A 14390-nucleotide genomic window follows, 5' to 3' on the forward strand; every position below is an offset into this window, starting at 1 on the left:
AAGCACGGGACTGGCCAAATCAGCCTCAGTCCGAGGCTTCGGGTGTGGAAACAAGGCTCAAGACTACAGTGACCAACAAACCGGCCATAAAGCCAAACACCCCTGCCGATACGGGTTGAATCCCCATCCACAAACCACTCCCGTCCAGTCCCAGATGTTGACGCACACCCGCCTGATTGATCAGCATGTAATAAATGGTGACCGCCAATCCGGTCAACATGCCTCCAATTGCGCCAACCCGCGTTGCACGGCGCCAGAAGATGCCAAGAACCATGGCTGGCACAAATGCAGCGCCGGCCAATGAAAAGGAGGCAGCTACCAGATACAGGATGCCGGCCGGACGTTGCGCCGCCACATAGGCGGCAATCAATGCAACCACCAACAACGCGAACTTGGACCACATGACTCTGCGCATAGCCTGCGCCTTGCTACTGTCACCCTTGAAATACACGTCGTGCGCCAAGGCGTTGCCGATGGTAAGCAACAGCCCGTCCGCGGTAGACAAGGCAGCCGCAAGGCCACCAGCGGCCACCAATACCGAAACCACATAGGGCAAGCCACTGATTTCCGGCGATGCCAGCATCACCAGGTCAGGGCCGATCTTCAACTCGGCAAATTGCAGGATGCCGTCCCCGTTGACGTCGGAATAACTCAACAGCGAAGGATCGCGCGACCATTGGGCCATCCATGCGGGTAGCGCGTCAAACTGCTGACCCACCAGATGAGCCATAACCTCGTATTTCACCAATACCGCCAGCGCTGGCGCGGAGACGTAAAGCAGTGCGATAAATACCAAGGACCAGGCTACTGAGCGGCGCGTTTCCGCCACCGTCGGCGTCGTGTAGTAGCGGGTCAGCAAGTGGGGCAAACCAGCCGTTCCCACCATCAGACAGAACATCAGTGCCAGGAAGTTCAGGCGCGAGCTGTCAAAGATGCTTTGCTGCTCGGCAGAGCCATCAGGGTCACCTTCAAACGGTAATTGGTGTCGCGCCAGCCCGCCTAAAGGCTTAGACCGTTCGCGATAGTCAGATGCCTGATTGCTCCAGCGTTCGCGGGCAACCGACGCATCTCTCGGAAGAGCAGCCAGATCATGGCGCAACTGATTAGCCGCATCGTCGTCTGCCTTACTGCCCATGGCATTGAGCTTGTTACGGATTTCCTGCCGTTCCTGGCGCAGCGACTGCTCCACGTTCTGCAGCTTCTTTTCAAGCTGATCCGCTCGCTTGGCATATTCTGTAATGACTTGTCGCTCCAAAGGCGAATCCACCAGATCTTGCTCCAGTGTGGCGATCTTCTGCAGTTGTTGCCCGTATGCAATCGGAGCAAGAGGATTTCCGACCTGCTTGTACGCCAGCCAGGAAACCGGAATCAAAAACGCCAGGATCATCACCCAATACTGAACAGCCTGCGTCCAGGTCACTGCGCGCATGCCTCCGAGGAAGGAGCACACCAGAACGCCTCCCAGGCCCAGCAGAATGCCTATTTCAAAGTGCACGCCCGTGATACGCGAAGTGATCAAGCCCACGCCGTAGATCTGTGCCACGACATAGGTAAAGGACACAACCACTGCGGCCATGGCAGCGATCATGCGCGGCCATCGGCCACCGTAGCGTTTTGCAAAGTAATCGGGCACGGTGTAAAGGTTCAAGCGCCGCAGATACGGCGCCACAAGCAACGACACCAGACAGAAACCTCCGGTCCAACCCATGATGTAGGCGAGACCACCCGGTTGCCCGCCGTAACCGGAAAAGCCCTGCAGATACAGCCCTCCCGCCAGACTGATGAAGGACGCCGCACTCATCCAATCAGCAGCCGTTGCCATCCCGTTGTACAGCCCCGGAATGCGCCGACCCGCAACGTAATATTCACTGGCCTCCGAGGTGCGGCCATACACTCCGATGACGGAATACAACACCAGCGTGCACGAAAGGAAGATGCCGGCAATCCAGGCCTTGTGCATGCCCATACGCTCGGCGAAAGCCAACACCAACAGCAGCGCAAGAATTCCCGCAACCACCAGCGCAAAGCGCCAGTGGTATTTGCGGGTACGCTGACGAAAGGCGATCTGATCGAACTCCGGATCAACTGGGTCACGCTGGTTGCTGGCACGCGCAAAGATCACCACGATGGCAATGAAGACCAGTAGGGATCCCTGCGCAGCGAACCAGAATGCTACGGGCCAGCCAGCAAAAACCTGCTGGAGATCGCGGGCAAAGAAGACCACCCCGAAGGATGAGGCGAACCACACCAGCAACAGCACCGCATGCAAGGGCCACTGCCGACGTGGAAACGCCATGGACATCAAACGGCGAGCTGTTGCCAGGTAGCGATGACGGAGTCCGGATTCAGGGAAATGGAGGAAATGCCCTGATCCTTGAGCCAATGGGCGAAGTCTGGATGATCACTGGGTCCCTGACCGCAAATGCCCACATATTTGCCCTGGCGCTTGCATGCAGAAATCGCCATGGAAATCAGGGCCTTCACCGCAGGATCACGCTCATCGAAGTCTGCAGCCAGCACCTCCAGACCCGAATCACGGTCCAGGCCTAATGACAGTTGGGTCAGGTCGTTAGATCCAATGGAGAAGCCATCAAAATACTCCAGGAACTGATCAGCCAGCAGCGCGTTGCTGGGGATTTCGCACATCATGATCAGCTTGAGTTCGTTTTCCCCTCTGCGCAAACCATGCTTGGCCATCAGGGTCGTGACCTTCTCTGCTTGGCCAAGGGTGCGCACGAAGGGCACCATCACCTGCACGTTGGTCAATCCCATGTCATTTCGTACGCGCTTGAGCGCCTCGCACTCCATGGCAAAGGCTTCGCCGAACTCCTCACTGACATAGCGCGCCGCACCGCGGAAGCCCAGCATGGGGTTCTCTTCTTCCGGCTCGTAGCGGCTGCCACCGATCAGCTTGCGGTATTCATTGCTCTTGAAGTCCGACAGACGCACGATGACCGGCTTGGGCCAGAACGCGGCGGCAATGGTTGCTACCCCTTCGGCGACTCGGTCCACGTAAAACGCCTTGGGTGAGGCATGGCCCCGTGCCACCGACTCCACTGCCTTCTTGAGGTCCGCATCCACATTGGGATAGTCCAGGATCGCTTTGGGGTGCACGCCAATGTTGTTGTTGATGATGAATTCCAGACGGGCCAAGCCCACGCCTTGATTGGGCAACTGGCAGAAATCAAATGCCAACTGGGGATTGCCCACATTCATCATGATCTTCACGGGAATGTCAGGCATTTCACCGCGCTGGACTTCCGATACTTCGGTTTCCAGCAGGCCGTCATAAACAAAACCGGTGTCACCTTCCGCGCAGCTCACGGTCACCAGCGTAGAGTCCTTGAGGGTTTCGGTGGCGTGTCCACAACCCACTACAGCAGGAATACCCAGCTCACGCGCAATGATGGCGGCATGACAGGTGCGCCCGCCACGATTGGTCACGATTGCAGAAGCACGCTTCATCACCGGCTCCCAGTTGGGATCGGTCATGTCGGTCACCAGAATGTCCCCGGCCTGAACCTGGTCCATGTCTGCAATGCTGTGCACGATGCGCACTGGACCAGTTCCGATCTTTTGGCCAATGGCACGCCCTTCCACCAGGACAGTTCCCCGGCCCTTGAGCTTGTAGCGGTGTTCCACCTTGTCACTGGTCTGGCTCTTCACGGTCTCCGGACGCGCCTGGAGGATGTAGAGCAGACCGTCCAGGCCATCTTTACCCCATTCGATGTCCATGGGACGGCCATAGTGCTCCTCGATAACCAGGGCGTACTTAGCCAGTTGCTCTACATCGGCATCCGTCAGGGAATACCGGTTGCGCATTTCGGTCGGCACGTCGATGGTCTTGATCAGCTTGCCCGTCGCGGCCTTTTCTTCGGGCGTGGAGAACTCCATCTGCAGCAATTTGGAGCCCAGGCTACGCCGGATGATGGCCCTTTTGCCCGCACGGAGCATGGGTTTGTGCACGTAAAACTCGTCCGGATTCACTGCGCCCTGCACCACCGTTTCGCCCAGACCGTAGCTGGAGGTGATGAACACCACATCGGAAAAACCGGACTCGGTATCGATCGTGAACATGACACCTGACGCGCCGATGTCCGAGCGCACCATACGTTGCACGCCAGCACTGAGCGCCACTACGTCGTGGGCAAAACCCTTGTGAACCCGGTAGCTGATGGCACGGTCGTTGTAGAGGGAGGCGAACACTTCACGAATCTTGTGCAGCACTTCTTCAATGCCCATCACGTTCAGGAAGGTCTCCTGCTGGCCGGCAAATGATGCGTCTGGCAGATCTTCGGCTGTGGCAGAAGAACGCACGGCAAAAGATGCCTTGTCGTTGCCTGCGCTCAGTACCGCGAATGCGTCGCGGATGCCCTTTTCCAGTTCTGGTGGGAAGGGTTGAGCCTCCAGCATGGCGCGAATTTCCGCTCCGGCCACAGCCAGTGCGCGCACGTCCTCGATGTCCAGCTTCGCCAGACGATCGCTGATACGCTTGTCCAGATTGTCAAATTTCAGGAATTCGCGAAAGGCATGCGCGGTGGTGGCAAATCCCGTGGGGACCCTTACACCTTGCGGCAGTTGGGAGATCATCTCCCCCAAACTGGCGTTTTTGCCGCCAACCGATGCGACATCGGTCATGCGCAAATGCTCAAACGGGACAACCAGATCGGTTGGGCTAAAAAGGTTCGACATAGCAATGCTCCAGAGTTTAAAAACCGGTGTGAGCCGCCTTTGCACCGCACGCTATATTGTTGGAGTTCTGTGCGCGTAGACCGTGCAAAATGCGCTAAATTGCCAGCATTGTAGGGCGCCGCCCCTGCCCCAACCTCAATTTCGTCCACCATGCCACAACGCACTGTATTTTTTGTCTCCGACGGAACCGGTATCACCGCTGAAACGTTCGGAAACGCCATCCTGGCCCAATTCGAGACAAAGGCACACCATGTACGCCTTCCATTCATCGATACCGTGGACAAGGCGCATCAGGCAACGCGACAGATCAACCATGCGGCGCTGGTTGACGGCAATCGCCCCATCGTATTCAGCACCCTGGTGAACATGGAGGTCCTCAAGGTCATTGAGGAGCATTGCAACGGCATGCTTCTGGACATGTTCGGGACGTTTGTGCATCCGTTGGAGAACGAGTTGGGCATCAAGTCCAATCACCGCATTGGGCGTTTCAGTGACGCCAGCAAAAGCAAGGAATACAACGACCGCATTGAGGCGATCAACTTCTCGCTGGCCCATGACGACGGTCAATTGAACCGGGACCTGGAGATGTCCGACGTGATTCTGGTCGGCGTGAGCCGTAGCGGAAAGACACCAACTTCTCTGTACCTGGCCATGCAATATGGGCTCAAGGCTTCCAACTACCCTCTGATTCCGGAAGATTTCGACCGACGCCAGTTGCCGCCGGCATTAGTACCGCACAAGGGCAAGTTGTTCGGATTGACGATTCAGCCTGAACGCCTAAGCGAAATCCGACAAGAGCGGCGGCCCAACTCCCGCTACGCTTCTCTGGAGAACTGCCGCATGGAGGTCAACGAAGCGGAAGCCATGATGCGCCGGGCCGGCATCCGCTCACTGTCCACAACGACCAAGTCGATCGAAGAGATCGCCACAACGATTCTTCAGGAAATCCACCCGGGCCGACTGGCCTATTGAATTAGAGGCCGATTGCCGCAATACCGGCCTTGGCGATTTGCGCATCCTCAGTGGACTTCACGCCGCTGACCCCAACGGCGCCCAGGCATTGTCCGTCCTTGATGATCGGCACACCACCCTCGAGCATGCCGTCCAAGCCTGGGGCACTGAGGAAGGAAACGCGCCCGCCATTGATCATGTCCTCATAGGCCTTGCTTTCACGTCGACCCATGGCCGCCGTTTGGGCCTTTCCCGGAGCAATATGAGCGGACACAGGCGCAGCCCCATCCAGACGTTGCAGCCACAGCATGTGCCCCCCATCATCCACAATACAAATGGTGACAGCCCAGTTGTTTTTCTGCGCTTCGGCCTCCGCGGCGGCGGCGATGGCTTTGACTTCGGCGGCTTCCAGTACGTATTTTGATTTCATGACAAGTCCAGATTCTGTGCAAAACGGCAAGCATAACTGCACCCTGCCCCGCCATTACGGTGTCCAAAGGCACATCAGCCCTACAAGAAATCGGTGCAATGGTGCTTTCTTTACCGGCACAGACCTTGATAAAGCCTAAAATTGCCGCACCTACCACGTAGGTTTTTTACCAGGAGATTGACTATGACTGATCGCTATACCACGCTGGGCTCCAGCTTTGGCTACGGCATATCCGCAGAACAGCGCAACAAGGTGCTGCGCAATACCTATTGGCTGCTGGCACTGAGCATGGTGCCCACGGTGCTGGGTGCATGGGTGGGTGTGGCCTCGGGTATTGGCCAGTTGTTCACTGGCGGGCTGGGCATGATCTTGTTCCTGGTCATGGCCTTTGGCTTCATTTTCGCCATTGAGAAGACAAAGAATTCAGCGGCTGGCGTGCCGGTCTTGCTGGGATTCACCTTTTTCATGGGGTTGATGCTCTCGCGCATGATTGAATTGACGTTGGGCTTCCGCAATGGCCCTGAGCTCATCATGACGGCCTTCGGTGGTACTGCAGGTGTGTTTCTGGTCATGGCCAGCTTGGCCAGCGTCATCAAACGCGATCTGTCGGGCTTGGGCAAGTGGTTGTTTGTCGGCTTGGTCGTGCTGATGGTTGGCAGCCTGATCAATCTGTTTGTTGGCTCCAGCACCGGTATGCTCGTGGTATCAGTTGCGGCCATCGGCATTTTCAGCGCCTACATGTTGTACGACATCAAGCGCATCATTGACGGTGGCGAAACCAACTACATCACGGCCACTCTGGCCTTGTATCTGGATATCATCAACGTCTTCCAGAACCTGCTTGCATTGCTGGGCATCTTTGGCGGCGAGCGCGACTGATCGATCGGACACGATTGTATAAAAGGGGCCCTTTACGGGCCCTTTTTACTGCTTAAGAATATGGCGCTATCCTCAACTTGACCGCACGCACGTCGATAAACAGTTATGTCCTATTGGCTTTTCCCATGATTGCACGCTCCCTTCTACTGGCATTGACCCTTCTTTTGACTGGCTGCGATCTGATAGACCAGCTATTGGCTGACCCGAAAGCCATTCAGAAAGAGGCTGATGCCAAAGCGATTGGCAGCGCCTGCCGCTATGGCATGCGCAACATCGAGGACTGCTATGCCATGAATGAAAAGGCGTCCAAAGCCGCCATCTTCAGTGGATGGAAGGAGATGGATCAGTACATGCGGGAAAACAAGATTGAAGGTGTGGAACCCAAAGGCGTGAAAGCCGAACCGGTTCCCCCCGTGGCCGCTGGCGAGGAAGTCGTATCCGAGCCGAAGAACAAGAAAGACGCGGCCGAAAGCAAGACAAAAGCAAAACCCAAACCCGCAGAAACCAAAGCCGCTGAAAAGGGCTAGAAGAGCGTCCGAAGGCCCAATCCCGGCCCTCGGTTAGCGTTCAGCTCAGCAGGTCAAATACCGCAATGCTCTCAACGTGTGCCGTATGCGGAAACATATTGATCACACCAGCAGCTGTACAGCGATAACCTGCCTCGGTCACCAGTACGCCAGCATCGCGCGCCAAGGTAGCGGGATTGCAGCTTACATAGACGATGCGCTTCGGTGGCGTCCAGGCTGAAGCGTCACCGGCAGCTGCCCCACCATCGGATGAGCGCAGAGCAGCCAGCGCCTGGACCAAGGCAAAGGCGCCCTCCCTGGGGGGATCCACCAGCCACTTGTCGGATACGCCATCCGAGCTGAGCATCTCGGGCGTCATTTCGAACAAATTGCGGGCCACAAAGCGGGTCGGCGCCAGGGCCGGTTGTACGCCTGCGGTTGCCGCATTAAAGCTGCAATTTTCGCGAGATCGGGCGACCAGTGACTCTGCCCCCTCTACCCCAAGAACCTCTCGTGCCTGACGCGCCAACGCGAGCGTGAAGTTTCCCAAGCCGCAGAACCAGTCAATGACGCGCTCATGCTTTTGTACGTCGAGCAGGGCCAACGCACGCACTACCAGTGTTCTGTTGATGAACGGGTTCACCTGTGTAAAGTCCGTGGGCCTAAAGGGCATGGTGATGCCGAACTCGGGCAAGTGGTAGGCCAATGTCGGGGTTTCGTGTCCAGCCCGCTCATCCAGTCGCACGATGGTGTCCGGCCCTTTGGCCTGCAGCCACCACTGCACGCCGGGATGCGCTGCGGCAAAGTCGCGCAGTCTTTCCTTGTCGGTATGACTTAGGGCCTCCATGTGCCGCAACACCAACGCCATGACGGCACCTTGCCCTTCCGCACCCGGCAAATCACCCACTGCGAGCTCAATCTGCGGCAAGGTCTGGACGGCATCCATCGATGCGATCAACCCGCGCAACGGCATCAACAAGGCGCTGACCTTGGCAGGCAGAACGTGGCACTCCTTCATGTCTGCGACAAAATGGCTTTTGCGCTCGTGAAAACCGATCAATACGGAGCCCTTCTTGCGCACGTACCGCACCGACAGACGTGCGCGATAGCGGTAACCCCAGGTTGGACCTTCGATCGGACGCATGACGTTACCCGCCTTAACCTTCCCGATGTGCCACAGGTTATCCTCCAGCACCCGCTGTTTGACAGCGACCTGTGCACCAATGTGCAGATGTTGCATCTTGCAGCCGCCGCAAGCACCTTCGTGCAGACCGAAATGAGGGCAGACGGGTCTAACACGCTGTGAAGACTCCTTGTGAATCTCGCTCAGCGTGCCTTTTTCAAAGCTGCTTTTGCTGCGGTTGATGCGTGCACTGACCGTTTCAAAAGGCAAGGCGCCTTCGATGAAGACTACCTTTCCATCGGGTTTGTGGGCAACGCCCTGGGCTTCCAGGTCCAGGGATTTGACGGCAAGCCAGCCATCGGGAAGCTGCGCTTCAACAATTGGGGGAGTGGTGGTTTCTTCCATCCCCCGATTGTCTCAGGGTTACATCAACGCATCCCGGCTGATGCCACGCCGGGAGAGGAGTCGCTTGAGCTTGAACAGCGCCTCGTTCTGCACCTGACGCACGCGCTCCTTGGTCATGCCTAGACGCTCGCTGATGACTTCCAGTGTTTGCGCGTCGGTATCATGCAATCCGAAGCGCGACTCTATGATCTCGCGTTCACGTGGGACCAGTGTGCCCACCCATTCCGTCAGCAGCCTATCAACTTCGTGGGCCTGGGTCAGGTGCTCCGGGCCGAGCGTCAGTTCGTCCACCAGCAGATCTCCCAGGCTTTGGTCCTGGCCTTGCGGGTCCATGCTGGCATCCAGGGATCGCGGTGTCTCTGCCATCGCCAGCAACTCGCCCACGTGGGCCGCCTCTGTGCCCAGCAAAGCGGCAATGTCATCGTTGCGAATGCCATCAGGGCGCTGGGATACCAGGGACGCGTCATTCTCAAGCAGACGCTTGGCGCGCAGCACCTGATGGACTTCCCGAACGATGTTGACCGGCAGGCGCACTGCACGCCCCTGGTACATCAGAGCTCTATCCACTGACTGGCGTATCCACCAGGTTGCATAGGTGGAAAAGCGAAACCCGCGTTCGGGTTCAAACTTGTCAATGGCGTGCATCAGGCCCAGGTTACCCTCTTCGATCAGGTCAACCAGTGGAACACCACGTCCTGCATAGGCTTTGGCAATGCTGATCACCAGCCGCAGATTATGTTCAATCATGCTTTGCCGTGCTGCAAAGTCGCCAGCCTTTACGCGACGCGCTGTTTCCAGCTCTTCTTCTGCAGTAAACAATTTAGCCCTGCGCACACCGCGCAGGTAGACAGACAGCGCATCTGCAGACTCATCGCCCGCATGCAGCTCCAAAACATCCCTAACCAGTTCAGTATCGACTGGTGATTCCCCATCCAAGGAATCATTCAAGGGATTCAAAAGCTCCTGAATGTCCTTTTTCATGGCTCACACCATCACTTGGCTGGCAGGTATTTGAGAGGATCCACCGGCTTGCCCTGGCGACGGACTTCGAAATGCAGCTTAACCTTATCAGCGTCGCTATTGCCCATCTCAGCAATCTTCTGCCCCTTCTTGACCACCTGGTCTTCCTTTACCAGCAAGCTCTGGTTGTGCGCATATGCAGTGAGAAAGGTGTTGTTGTGTTTGAGAATGATCAGATTGCCATAGCCACGCAATCCGGCCCCGGCATACACCACCTTGCCATCTGCCGAGGCCAGCACCGGGTCACCCGCAGCGCCGGAGATATCAACGCCCTTGTTCTTGGCTTCGTCAAATTCGCCGACCACGACCCCCTTTGCCGGCCAGATCCATGCCAGATCCTCGTCGCTGCCGGCGGCCACCGGGGCAACTGCGGATGCTGGCGCCGAGGCAGCCTTGGCAGTGCTTGGCACTGCAGCAGGCGCAGAAGCAGGCTTGGCCGGTGCAGAAGCCGCAGCCGATGCTGCGGCCGCGGCTGGTGTGGCAATGGGCGTGGTGGTCACGGCACCGGTGGTCACCGGCTTGGTCACTACCACCGCTTCACCGGTGGGCGGCACCACACGCAGCACCTGCCCCACCTCGATGTGATTGGGATTGTCCAGATTGTTCCAGCGCGCAATGTCCTTGTTGCTCTGCCCAGAATCCAGACCGATGCGAATCAGTGTGTCGCCAGGTTTGACGGTGTAGTAACCAGGCTTGCCTGCGTTTTCAAAGCCCGGCGGCGGTTTGACGGCGGTCGCAACGGTTGGCACGGAAGATGTGGATGCACCCCTATCCTCCACCGGTGCACGGTTCATGGGGCTGGAGCCGCAACCAGCCAGACTGAGTAGCGACACGACTGCACCCAAAACAACTGCACGATTCAAGATACGGGACATAAACACTTTCTTGCTAGTTCTAGGCAACGCCTGATTTTAGGGGGACAAAGTGCACAGCCTCCAGAATGGTTTGCCGTATCCCCACTACGGTCTTGTCCAATACCAGCAGCGACTGCCCTCCCGGCTTGCCATGACCACTCACGACCGGCGCAACCAATCGTCCGCCCACTGCCAGTTGGTCGATCCAGGCCTGTGGCACCGCCTCACCACCTGCTGCGGAAATGATGCCTGCATAGGGCCCACCCTTGGCATAGCCCACCATGCCGTCACCAAAAAGCAAATGCACATTGGGCAACCTCATTGGGCGCAGGTTTTCGCGTGCCTTGTCATGCAAGCCGCGCAAACGCTCGATGCTGTAAACCTCGCTCGCCAGCAAACTCAGCACGGCAGCCTGGTAGCCACATCCTGTGCCAATCTCCAAAATCCGTCCAAGCCGCCCCTGCGCCCCATTGCGTAGCAGCTCGATCATGCGCGACACCACACCCGGCTTGGAAATGGTCTGCCCCAACCCAATGGGCAGACTGGTGTCTTCGTAAGCTTGATTGACCAATGCGCTGTCCACAAAGCGGTGGCGCTCCACCGTACCCATGGCGCTCAAAACGGCGCTGTCTTGCACTCCTTGCCTTTGCAAGAGTTGGACCATGCGCTGGCGGTGCGCCGCGGAATCCATACCCAACCCTTGCGGGCGGCCCGGGACGGTTGGATTGGAACCCGAACCTTTCGAGGCGGGCTTGGTAGCTGGCGGCGACGGATTCAGCCGCGCGGGGAATGAGGGTCTTTGCTTCATTCCTGTCGGTGGTCAAGCGCTGCCTTGCAGGCGCGCAGCAGTCTGGGCCCAGTAGCCCAGGTTGGCATGGTCCGTCAGATCCACCTGCAAAGGCGTGATAGCCACATGCCCGGTTGCCGTGGCGTGAAAGTCCGTCCCCTCCGCATCGTCCATCGCGCCACCAGCAGCACCTATCCAATACATGGTTTCACCGCGTGGATTGACCTGGGTGATGGCTTTCTCTGCTGCATGCCTACGCCCCAGACGACACAGTTTGGTGCGTCCGATCTGCTCGTATGGAAGGTTGGGAATGTTCACATTGAGCAGCCAAGGTTTGGAGCCAATCAGTTGCTGTTGTTGCATTCCCAGTACCAGCTCCCGGGCCTTGCGCGCCGCGCTTTCCAAATGCAGCCATTCACGCTGCACTTGGGAAAAAGCGATCGCGGGAACTCCGAACAGATAGCCCTCCATGGCTGCGCCCACGGTACCGGAGTAAATGGTGTCATCCCCCATGTTGGCGCCATTGTTGATGCCGGACACGACCAGATCCGGTCTGTAATCAAGCACGCCGGACAAGGCCAGGTGCACACAATCTGCCGGAGTGCCATTCACATAGCGGAATCCGTTTGATGCGGTGTGCACGTAAAGGGGTGAATGCAGGGTCAGTGCGTTCGATTTGGCACTGTTATTGACCTCAGGGGCAATGACCTCGACCTGGGCGACGTCTTTGAGCGCCTCGTATAAAGCCACTAAGCCGGCCGCCTGAAAGCCATCGTCGTTGGAAATGAGAATTTTCATGGTGTGCAGTTATTCACCCTGATTGTAGGTCTGGGTATCCCATTGTGGGTCTGAAGGCATTGGCGGGTTCCATTTGCTTTCATTCAAAAAATTGCAACCTAGTCAACAATTTGAAGCAAATATTGGCAATCGTTTGAACCTTAGACTTTCATCATGCGTTCCGAATCAATTGCAACCAAACGTTACAACCACTTGTCAATTATTTTGCATTGGCTGCTGGCTATTGCATTAGTTGCTATCTTTTGCTTTGGTTTGTATATGGCCGACTTGCCATTTTCACCACAGCGTCTGAAGCTCTTCAACTGGCATAAATGGGCTGGCATCACCATCCTGGCCTTATCTGCATTTCGCCTACTCTGGCGACTGACGCATGCTACGCCGCCCCTGCCTGCCTCCATTGAGATTTCCATGCCCGGTTGGCAGTTGTGGGCGCACAAGGCAACACATGTCGCTCTATACGCACTGTTTTTCGTTGTTCCCCTTGTGGGTTGGGCATATACCTCTGCCACGGGCTTTCCTGTGGTGCTATTCGGTCAGTTCCCGTTGCCCGACTTTGTGTCACCGAGCAAAGAGTTGGCCGAATTGCTCAAACCCTGGCACAAATTCAGCGCCTACGCCATGGCCGCTTTGGTGGTCGTACATGTGGGAGCCGCACTAAAGCATCACTTTGTCGACCGGGATGGCCTGCTCCAGCGCATGTCCTTGCGCAGTTAAGTCTCTCCCCAATTACCTGGAAATGACCATGAAACCTCGCTCCACCCTCACACTGATATCACTGGCATTTGCTGGCTTACTTGCAGGCGGCTGTGCCTTTGCACAACAAAAGCTGATTCCTGCCCAAAGCGATATTGCTTTCACAACCAAGCAAATGGGCGTACCGCTCGAAGGCCACTTCAAGAAGTTTGACGCCCAGATCAGCTTCGATACCACCAAGCCCGAAACAGCCAAGATCGCGTTCACCGTCGATACCGGTAGCGCAACTCTGGGTGCCCCCGAATCCGATGCGGAGCTTCCCAAGGCAACCTGGTTCAATATTGCCAAGTTTCCGCAAGCCACGTTCCAGTCTTCAAGCGTGAAGAGCCTGGGTGGCGGCAAGTTCCAGATCAACGGCAAGCTGACCATCAAGGGCAACGCCAAGGACGTTGAGATTCCCGTCGCTTTGACTCAGGCCAACGGCGCAACCACTGCCACCGGACAGTTCACGATTAAGCGTCTGAACTTCAAGATTGGCGAAAACGAGTGGGCCGACACCTCCATGGTGGCAGACGACGTACAAGTCAAATTCAAGCTCGCCGTCAGCGGCATGGGCAAGCTCTAAACCAAATTCCTCATTTCCTTTTCCCAACCACTAGTCTCAGGAGTATTTTTAATGAACAAGACCATTTTGGCCCTTGCTGCAGCAACTGCCTTGCTCTCCAGCGTCGCACATGCAGAAGTCGCCACATATGCGTTCGATCCAGCGCACACCTACGTGACGTTTGAAATCGGCCACTTCGGCACTTCGACCAACCGCGGTCGCTTCGACAAGAAGGAAGGCACCGCGCAACTCGACAAGGCCGGAAAGACTGGCAAGGTGGACGTGACCATCGACGTTACATCGATCAACACCGGCTTTGACGCCTTCAACAAACATCTGCAAAGCGCAGATTTGTTTGACGCTGCCAAGTACCCCACCATCAAGTTTGTAGGCGACAAGTTCACCTTCAACGGTGACAAGGTCAGCCAGATCAGCGGCAACCTGACGTTGCTGGGCAAGACCCAACCCGTCACCCTCAAGGCCAACCAGTTCAATTGCTATGTGAACCCTATGGTCAAGCGCGAAACCTGTGGTGGTGACTTTGAAACCACCATCGACCGTACCCAATTCGGCATGGCTTACGGTATTGACTGGGGCTTTCCCAAGGATGTCCGTCTGGTGATCCAGGTTGAAGGCATCAAGCAATAA

At 56.9% G+C, this 14390-nt stretch carries 14 protein-coding genes; 6 read left to right on the forward strand and 8 right to left on the reverse strand.

The genetic code is table 11. The features are described from left to right. Positions 1-25: 25 nt before the first annotated feature. Together AAGF34_RS21870 and ppsA are read right to left on the reverse strand one after the other, a co-directional pair. On the reverse strand, positions 26-2296 hold the full coding sequence (locus tag AAGF34_RS21870) for a VC_2705 family sodium/solute symporter (RefSeq protein WP_342617815.1): 2271 nt from the start codon (positions 2294-2296) through the stop codon (positions 26-28). A gap of 5 nt (positions 2297-2301) precedes the next feature. Further along, positions 2302-4692 (reverse strand): phosphoenolpyruvate synthase, encoded by a 2391-nt coding sequence (gene ppsA, locus AAGF34_RS21875; RefSeq protein WP_342617816.1) that lies wholly within the window; start codon positions 4690-4692, stop codon positions 2302-2304. 150 nt (positions 4693-4842) lie between these two features. Between ppsA and AAGF34_RS21880 the strand changes: the two genes are divergently transcribed. Next, a complete protein-coding gene (locus tag AAGF34_RS21880; RefSeq protein ID WP_342617817.1) occupies positions 4843-5664 on the forward strand; it encodes a pyruvate, water dikinase regulatory protein in 822 nt (273 codons plus the stop codon). Position 5665: 1 nt separating this feature from the next. Here AAGF34_RS21880 and AAGF34_RS21885 read toward each other — a convergent pair whose 3' ends face one another. Beyond that, positions 5666-6073 (reverse strand): heme-binding protein, encoded by a 408-nt coding sequence (locus AAGF34_RS21885; protein ID WP_342617818.1) that lies wholly within the window; start codon positions 6071-6073, stop codon positions 5666-5668. 183 nt (positions 6074-6256) lie between these two features. On the opposite strand from AAGF34_RS21885, the gene AAGF34_RS21890 reads away from it, so the two are divergent. Together AAGF34_RS21890 and AAGF34_RS21895 are read left to right on the forward strand one after the other, a co-directional pair. Then, positions 6257-6952 (forward strand): Bax inhibitor-1/YccA family protein, encoded by a 696-nt coding sequence (locus AAGF34_RS21890; protein WP_342617819.1) that lies wholly within the window; start codon positions 6257-6259, stop codon positions 6950-6952. Positions 6953-7077: 125 nt separating this feature from the next. Further along, entirely contained in the window at positions 7078-7479 is a 402-nt protein-coding gene (locus AAGF34_RS21895) for a hypothetical protein (protein ID WP_342621159.1), read from the forward strand. Between the two features lie 40 nt (positions 7480-7519). Here AAGF34_RS21895 and rlmD read toward each other — a convergent pair whose 3' ends face one another. The 5 genes from rlmD to surE are packed head-to-tail and all read right to left on the reverse strand — an operon-like array spanning position 7520 to position 12445. After that, a complete protein-coding gene (gene rlmD, locus AAGF34_RS21900) occupies positions 7520-8986 on the reverse strand; it encodes a 23S rRNA (uracil(1939)-C(5))-methyltransferase RlmD (RefSeq protein WP_342617821.1) in 1467 nt (488 codons plus the stop codon). 18 nt (positions 8987-9004) lie between these two features. Next, complete coding sequence (locus tag AAGF34_RS21905) at positions 9005-9967, reverse strand: sigma-70 family RNA polymerase sigma factor (RefSeq protein WP_342617822.1); 963 nt, start codon at positions 9965-9967, stop codon at positions 9005-9007. Positions 9968-9978: 11 nt separating this feature from the next. Then, positions 9979-10881: a peptidoglycan DD-metalloendopeptidase family protein gene (locus AAGF34_RS21910; RefSeq protein ID WP_342617823.1), complete on the reverse strand. Its 903-nt coding sequence runs from the start codon at positions 10879-10881 to the stop codon at positions 9979-9981. 19 nt (positions 10882-10900) lie between these two features. Continuing rightward, on the reverse strand, positions 10901-11668 hold the full coding sequence (locus AAGF34_RS21915; protein WP_342617824.1) for a protein-L-isoaspartate(D-aspartate) O-methyltransferase: 768 nt from the start codon (positions 11666-11668) through the stop codon (positions 10901-10903). Positions 11669-11680: 12 nt separating this feature from the next. Then, entirely contained in the window at positions 11681-12445 is a 765-nt protein-coding gene (gene surE / locus AAGF34_RS21920) for a 5'/3'-nucleotidase SurE (RefSeq protein WP_342617825.1), read from the reverse strand. Positions 12446-12598: 153 nt separating this feature from the next. On the opposite strand from surE, the gene AAGF34_RS21925 reads away from it, so the two are divergent. The 3 genes from AAGF34_RS21925 to AAGF34_RS21935 are packed head-to-tail and all read left to right on the forward strand — an operon-like array spanning position 12599 to position 14390. Then, complete coding sequence (locus AAGF34_RS21925; protein WP_342617826.1) at positions 12599-13159, forward strand: cytochrome b; 561 nt, start codon at positions 12599-12601, stop codon at positions 13157-13159. Positions 13160-13187: 28 nt separating this feature from the next. Further along, positions 13188-13763, forward strand: a complete 576-nt coding sequence (locus tag AAGF34_RS21930; RefSeq protein WP_342617827.1) for a YceI family protein — start codon at positions 13188-13190, stop codon at positions 13761-13763. A gap of 51 nt (positions 13764-13814) precedes the next feature. Continuing rightward, entirely contained in the window at positions 13815-14390 is a 576-nt protein-coding gene (locus tag AAGF34_RS21935) for a YceI family protein (RefSeq protein WP_342617828.1), read from the forward strand.

The organism is Rhodoferax sp. GW822-FHT02A01, assembly GCF_038784515.1.
GTDB lineage: Bacteria > Pseudomonadota > Gammaproteobacteria > Burkholderiales > Burkholderiaceae_C > Allorhodoferax.

What these genes read in the sequence shown, in the direction of transcription:
- ppsA (WP_342617816.1), bottom strand. Translation starts at nt 4,692, where the DNA reads ATGTCGAACCTTTTTAGCCCAACCGATCTGGTTGTCCCGTTTGAGCAT.
- AAGF34_RS21885 (WP_342617818.1), bottom strand. Translation starts at nt 6,073, where the DNA reads ATGAAATCAAAATACGTACTGGAAGCCGCCGAAGTCAAAGCCATCGCC.
- rlmD (WP_342617821.1), bottom strand. Translation starts at nt 8,986, where the DNA reads ATGGAAGAAACCACCACTCCCCCAATTGTTGAAGCGCAGCTTCCCGAT.
- AAGF34_RS21930 (WP_342617827.1), top strand. Translation starts at nt 13,188, where the DNA reads ATGAAACCTCGCTCCACCCTCACACTGATATCACTGGCATTTGCTGGC.
- AAGF34_RS21870 (WP_342617815.1), bottom strand. Translation starts at nt 2,296, where the DNA reads ATGGCGTTTCCACGTCGGCAGTGGCCCTTGCATGCGGTGCTGTTGCTG.
- AAGF34_RS21935 (WP_342617828.1), top strand. Translation starts at nt 13,815, where the DNA reads ATGAACAAGACCATTTTGGCCCTTGCTGCAGCAACTGCCTTGCTCTCC.
- AAGF34_RS21895 (WP_342621159.1), top strand. Translation starts at nt 7,078, where the DNA reads ATGATTGCACGCTCCCTTCTACTGGCATTGACCCTTCTTTTGACTGGC.
- AAGF34_RS21880 (WP_342617817.1), top strand. Translation starts at nt 4,843, where the DNA reads ATGCCACAACGCACTGTATTTTTTGTCTCCGACGGAACCGGTATCACC.
- AAGF34_RS21910 (WP_342617823.1), bottom strand. Translation starts at nt 10,881, where the DNA reads ATGTCCCGTATCTTGAATCGTGCAGTTGTTTTGGGTGCAGTCGTGTCG.
- AAGF34_RS21890 (WP_342617819.1), top strand. Translation starts at nt 6,257, where the DNA reads ATGACTGATCGCTATACCACGCTGGGCTCCAGCTTTGGCTACGGCATA.
- AAGF34_RS21925 (WP_342617826.1), top strand. Translation starts at nt 12,599, where the DNA reads ATGCGTTCCGAATCAATTGCAACCAAACGTTACAACCACTTGTCAATT.
- AAGF34_RS21915 (WP_342617824.1), bottom strand. Translation starts at nt 11,668, where the DNA reads ATGAAGCAAAGACCCTCATTCCCCGCGCGGCTGAATCCGTCGCCGCCA.
- surE (WP_342617825.1), bottom strand. Translation starts at nt 12,445, where the DNA reads ATGAAAATTCTCATTTCCAACGACGATGGCTTTCAGGCGGCCGGCTTA.
- AAGF34_RS21905 (WP_342617822.1), bottom strand. Translation starts at nt 9,967, where the DNA reads ATGAAAAAGGACATTCAGGAGCTTTTGAATCCCTTGAATGATTCCTTG.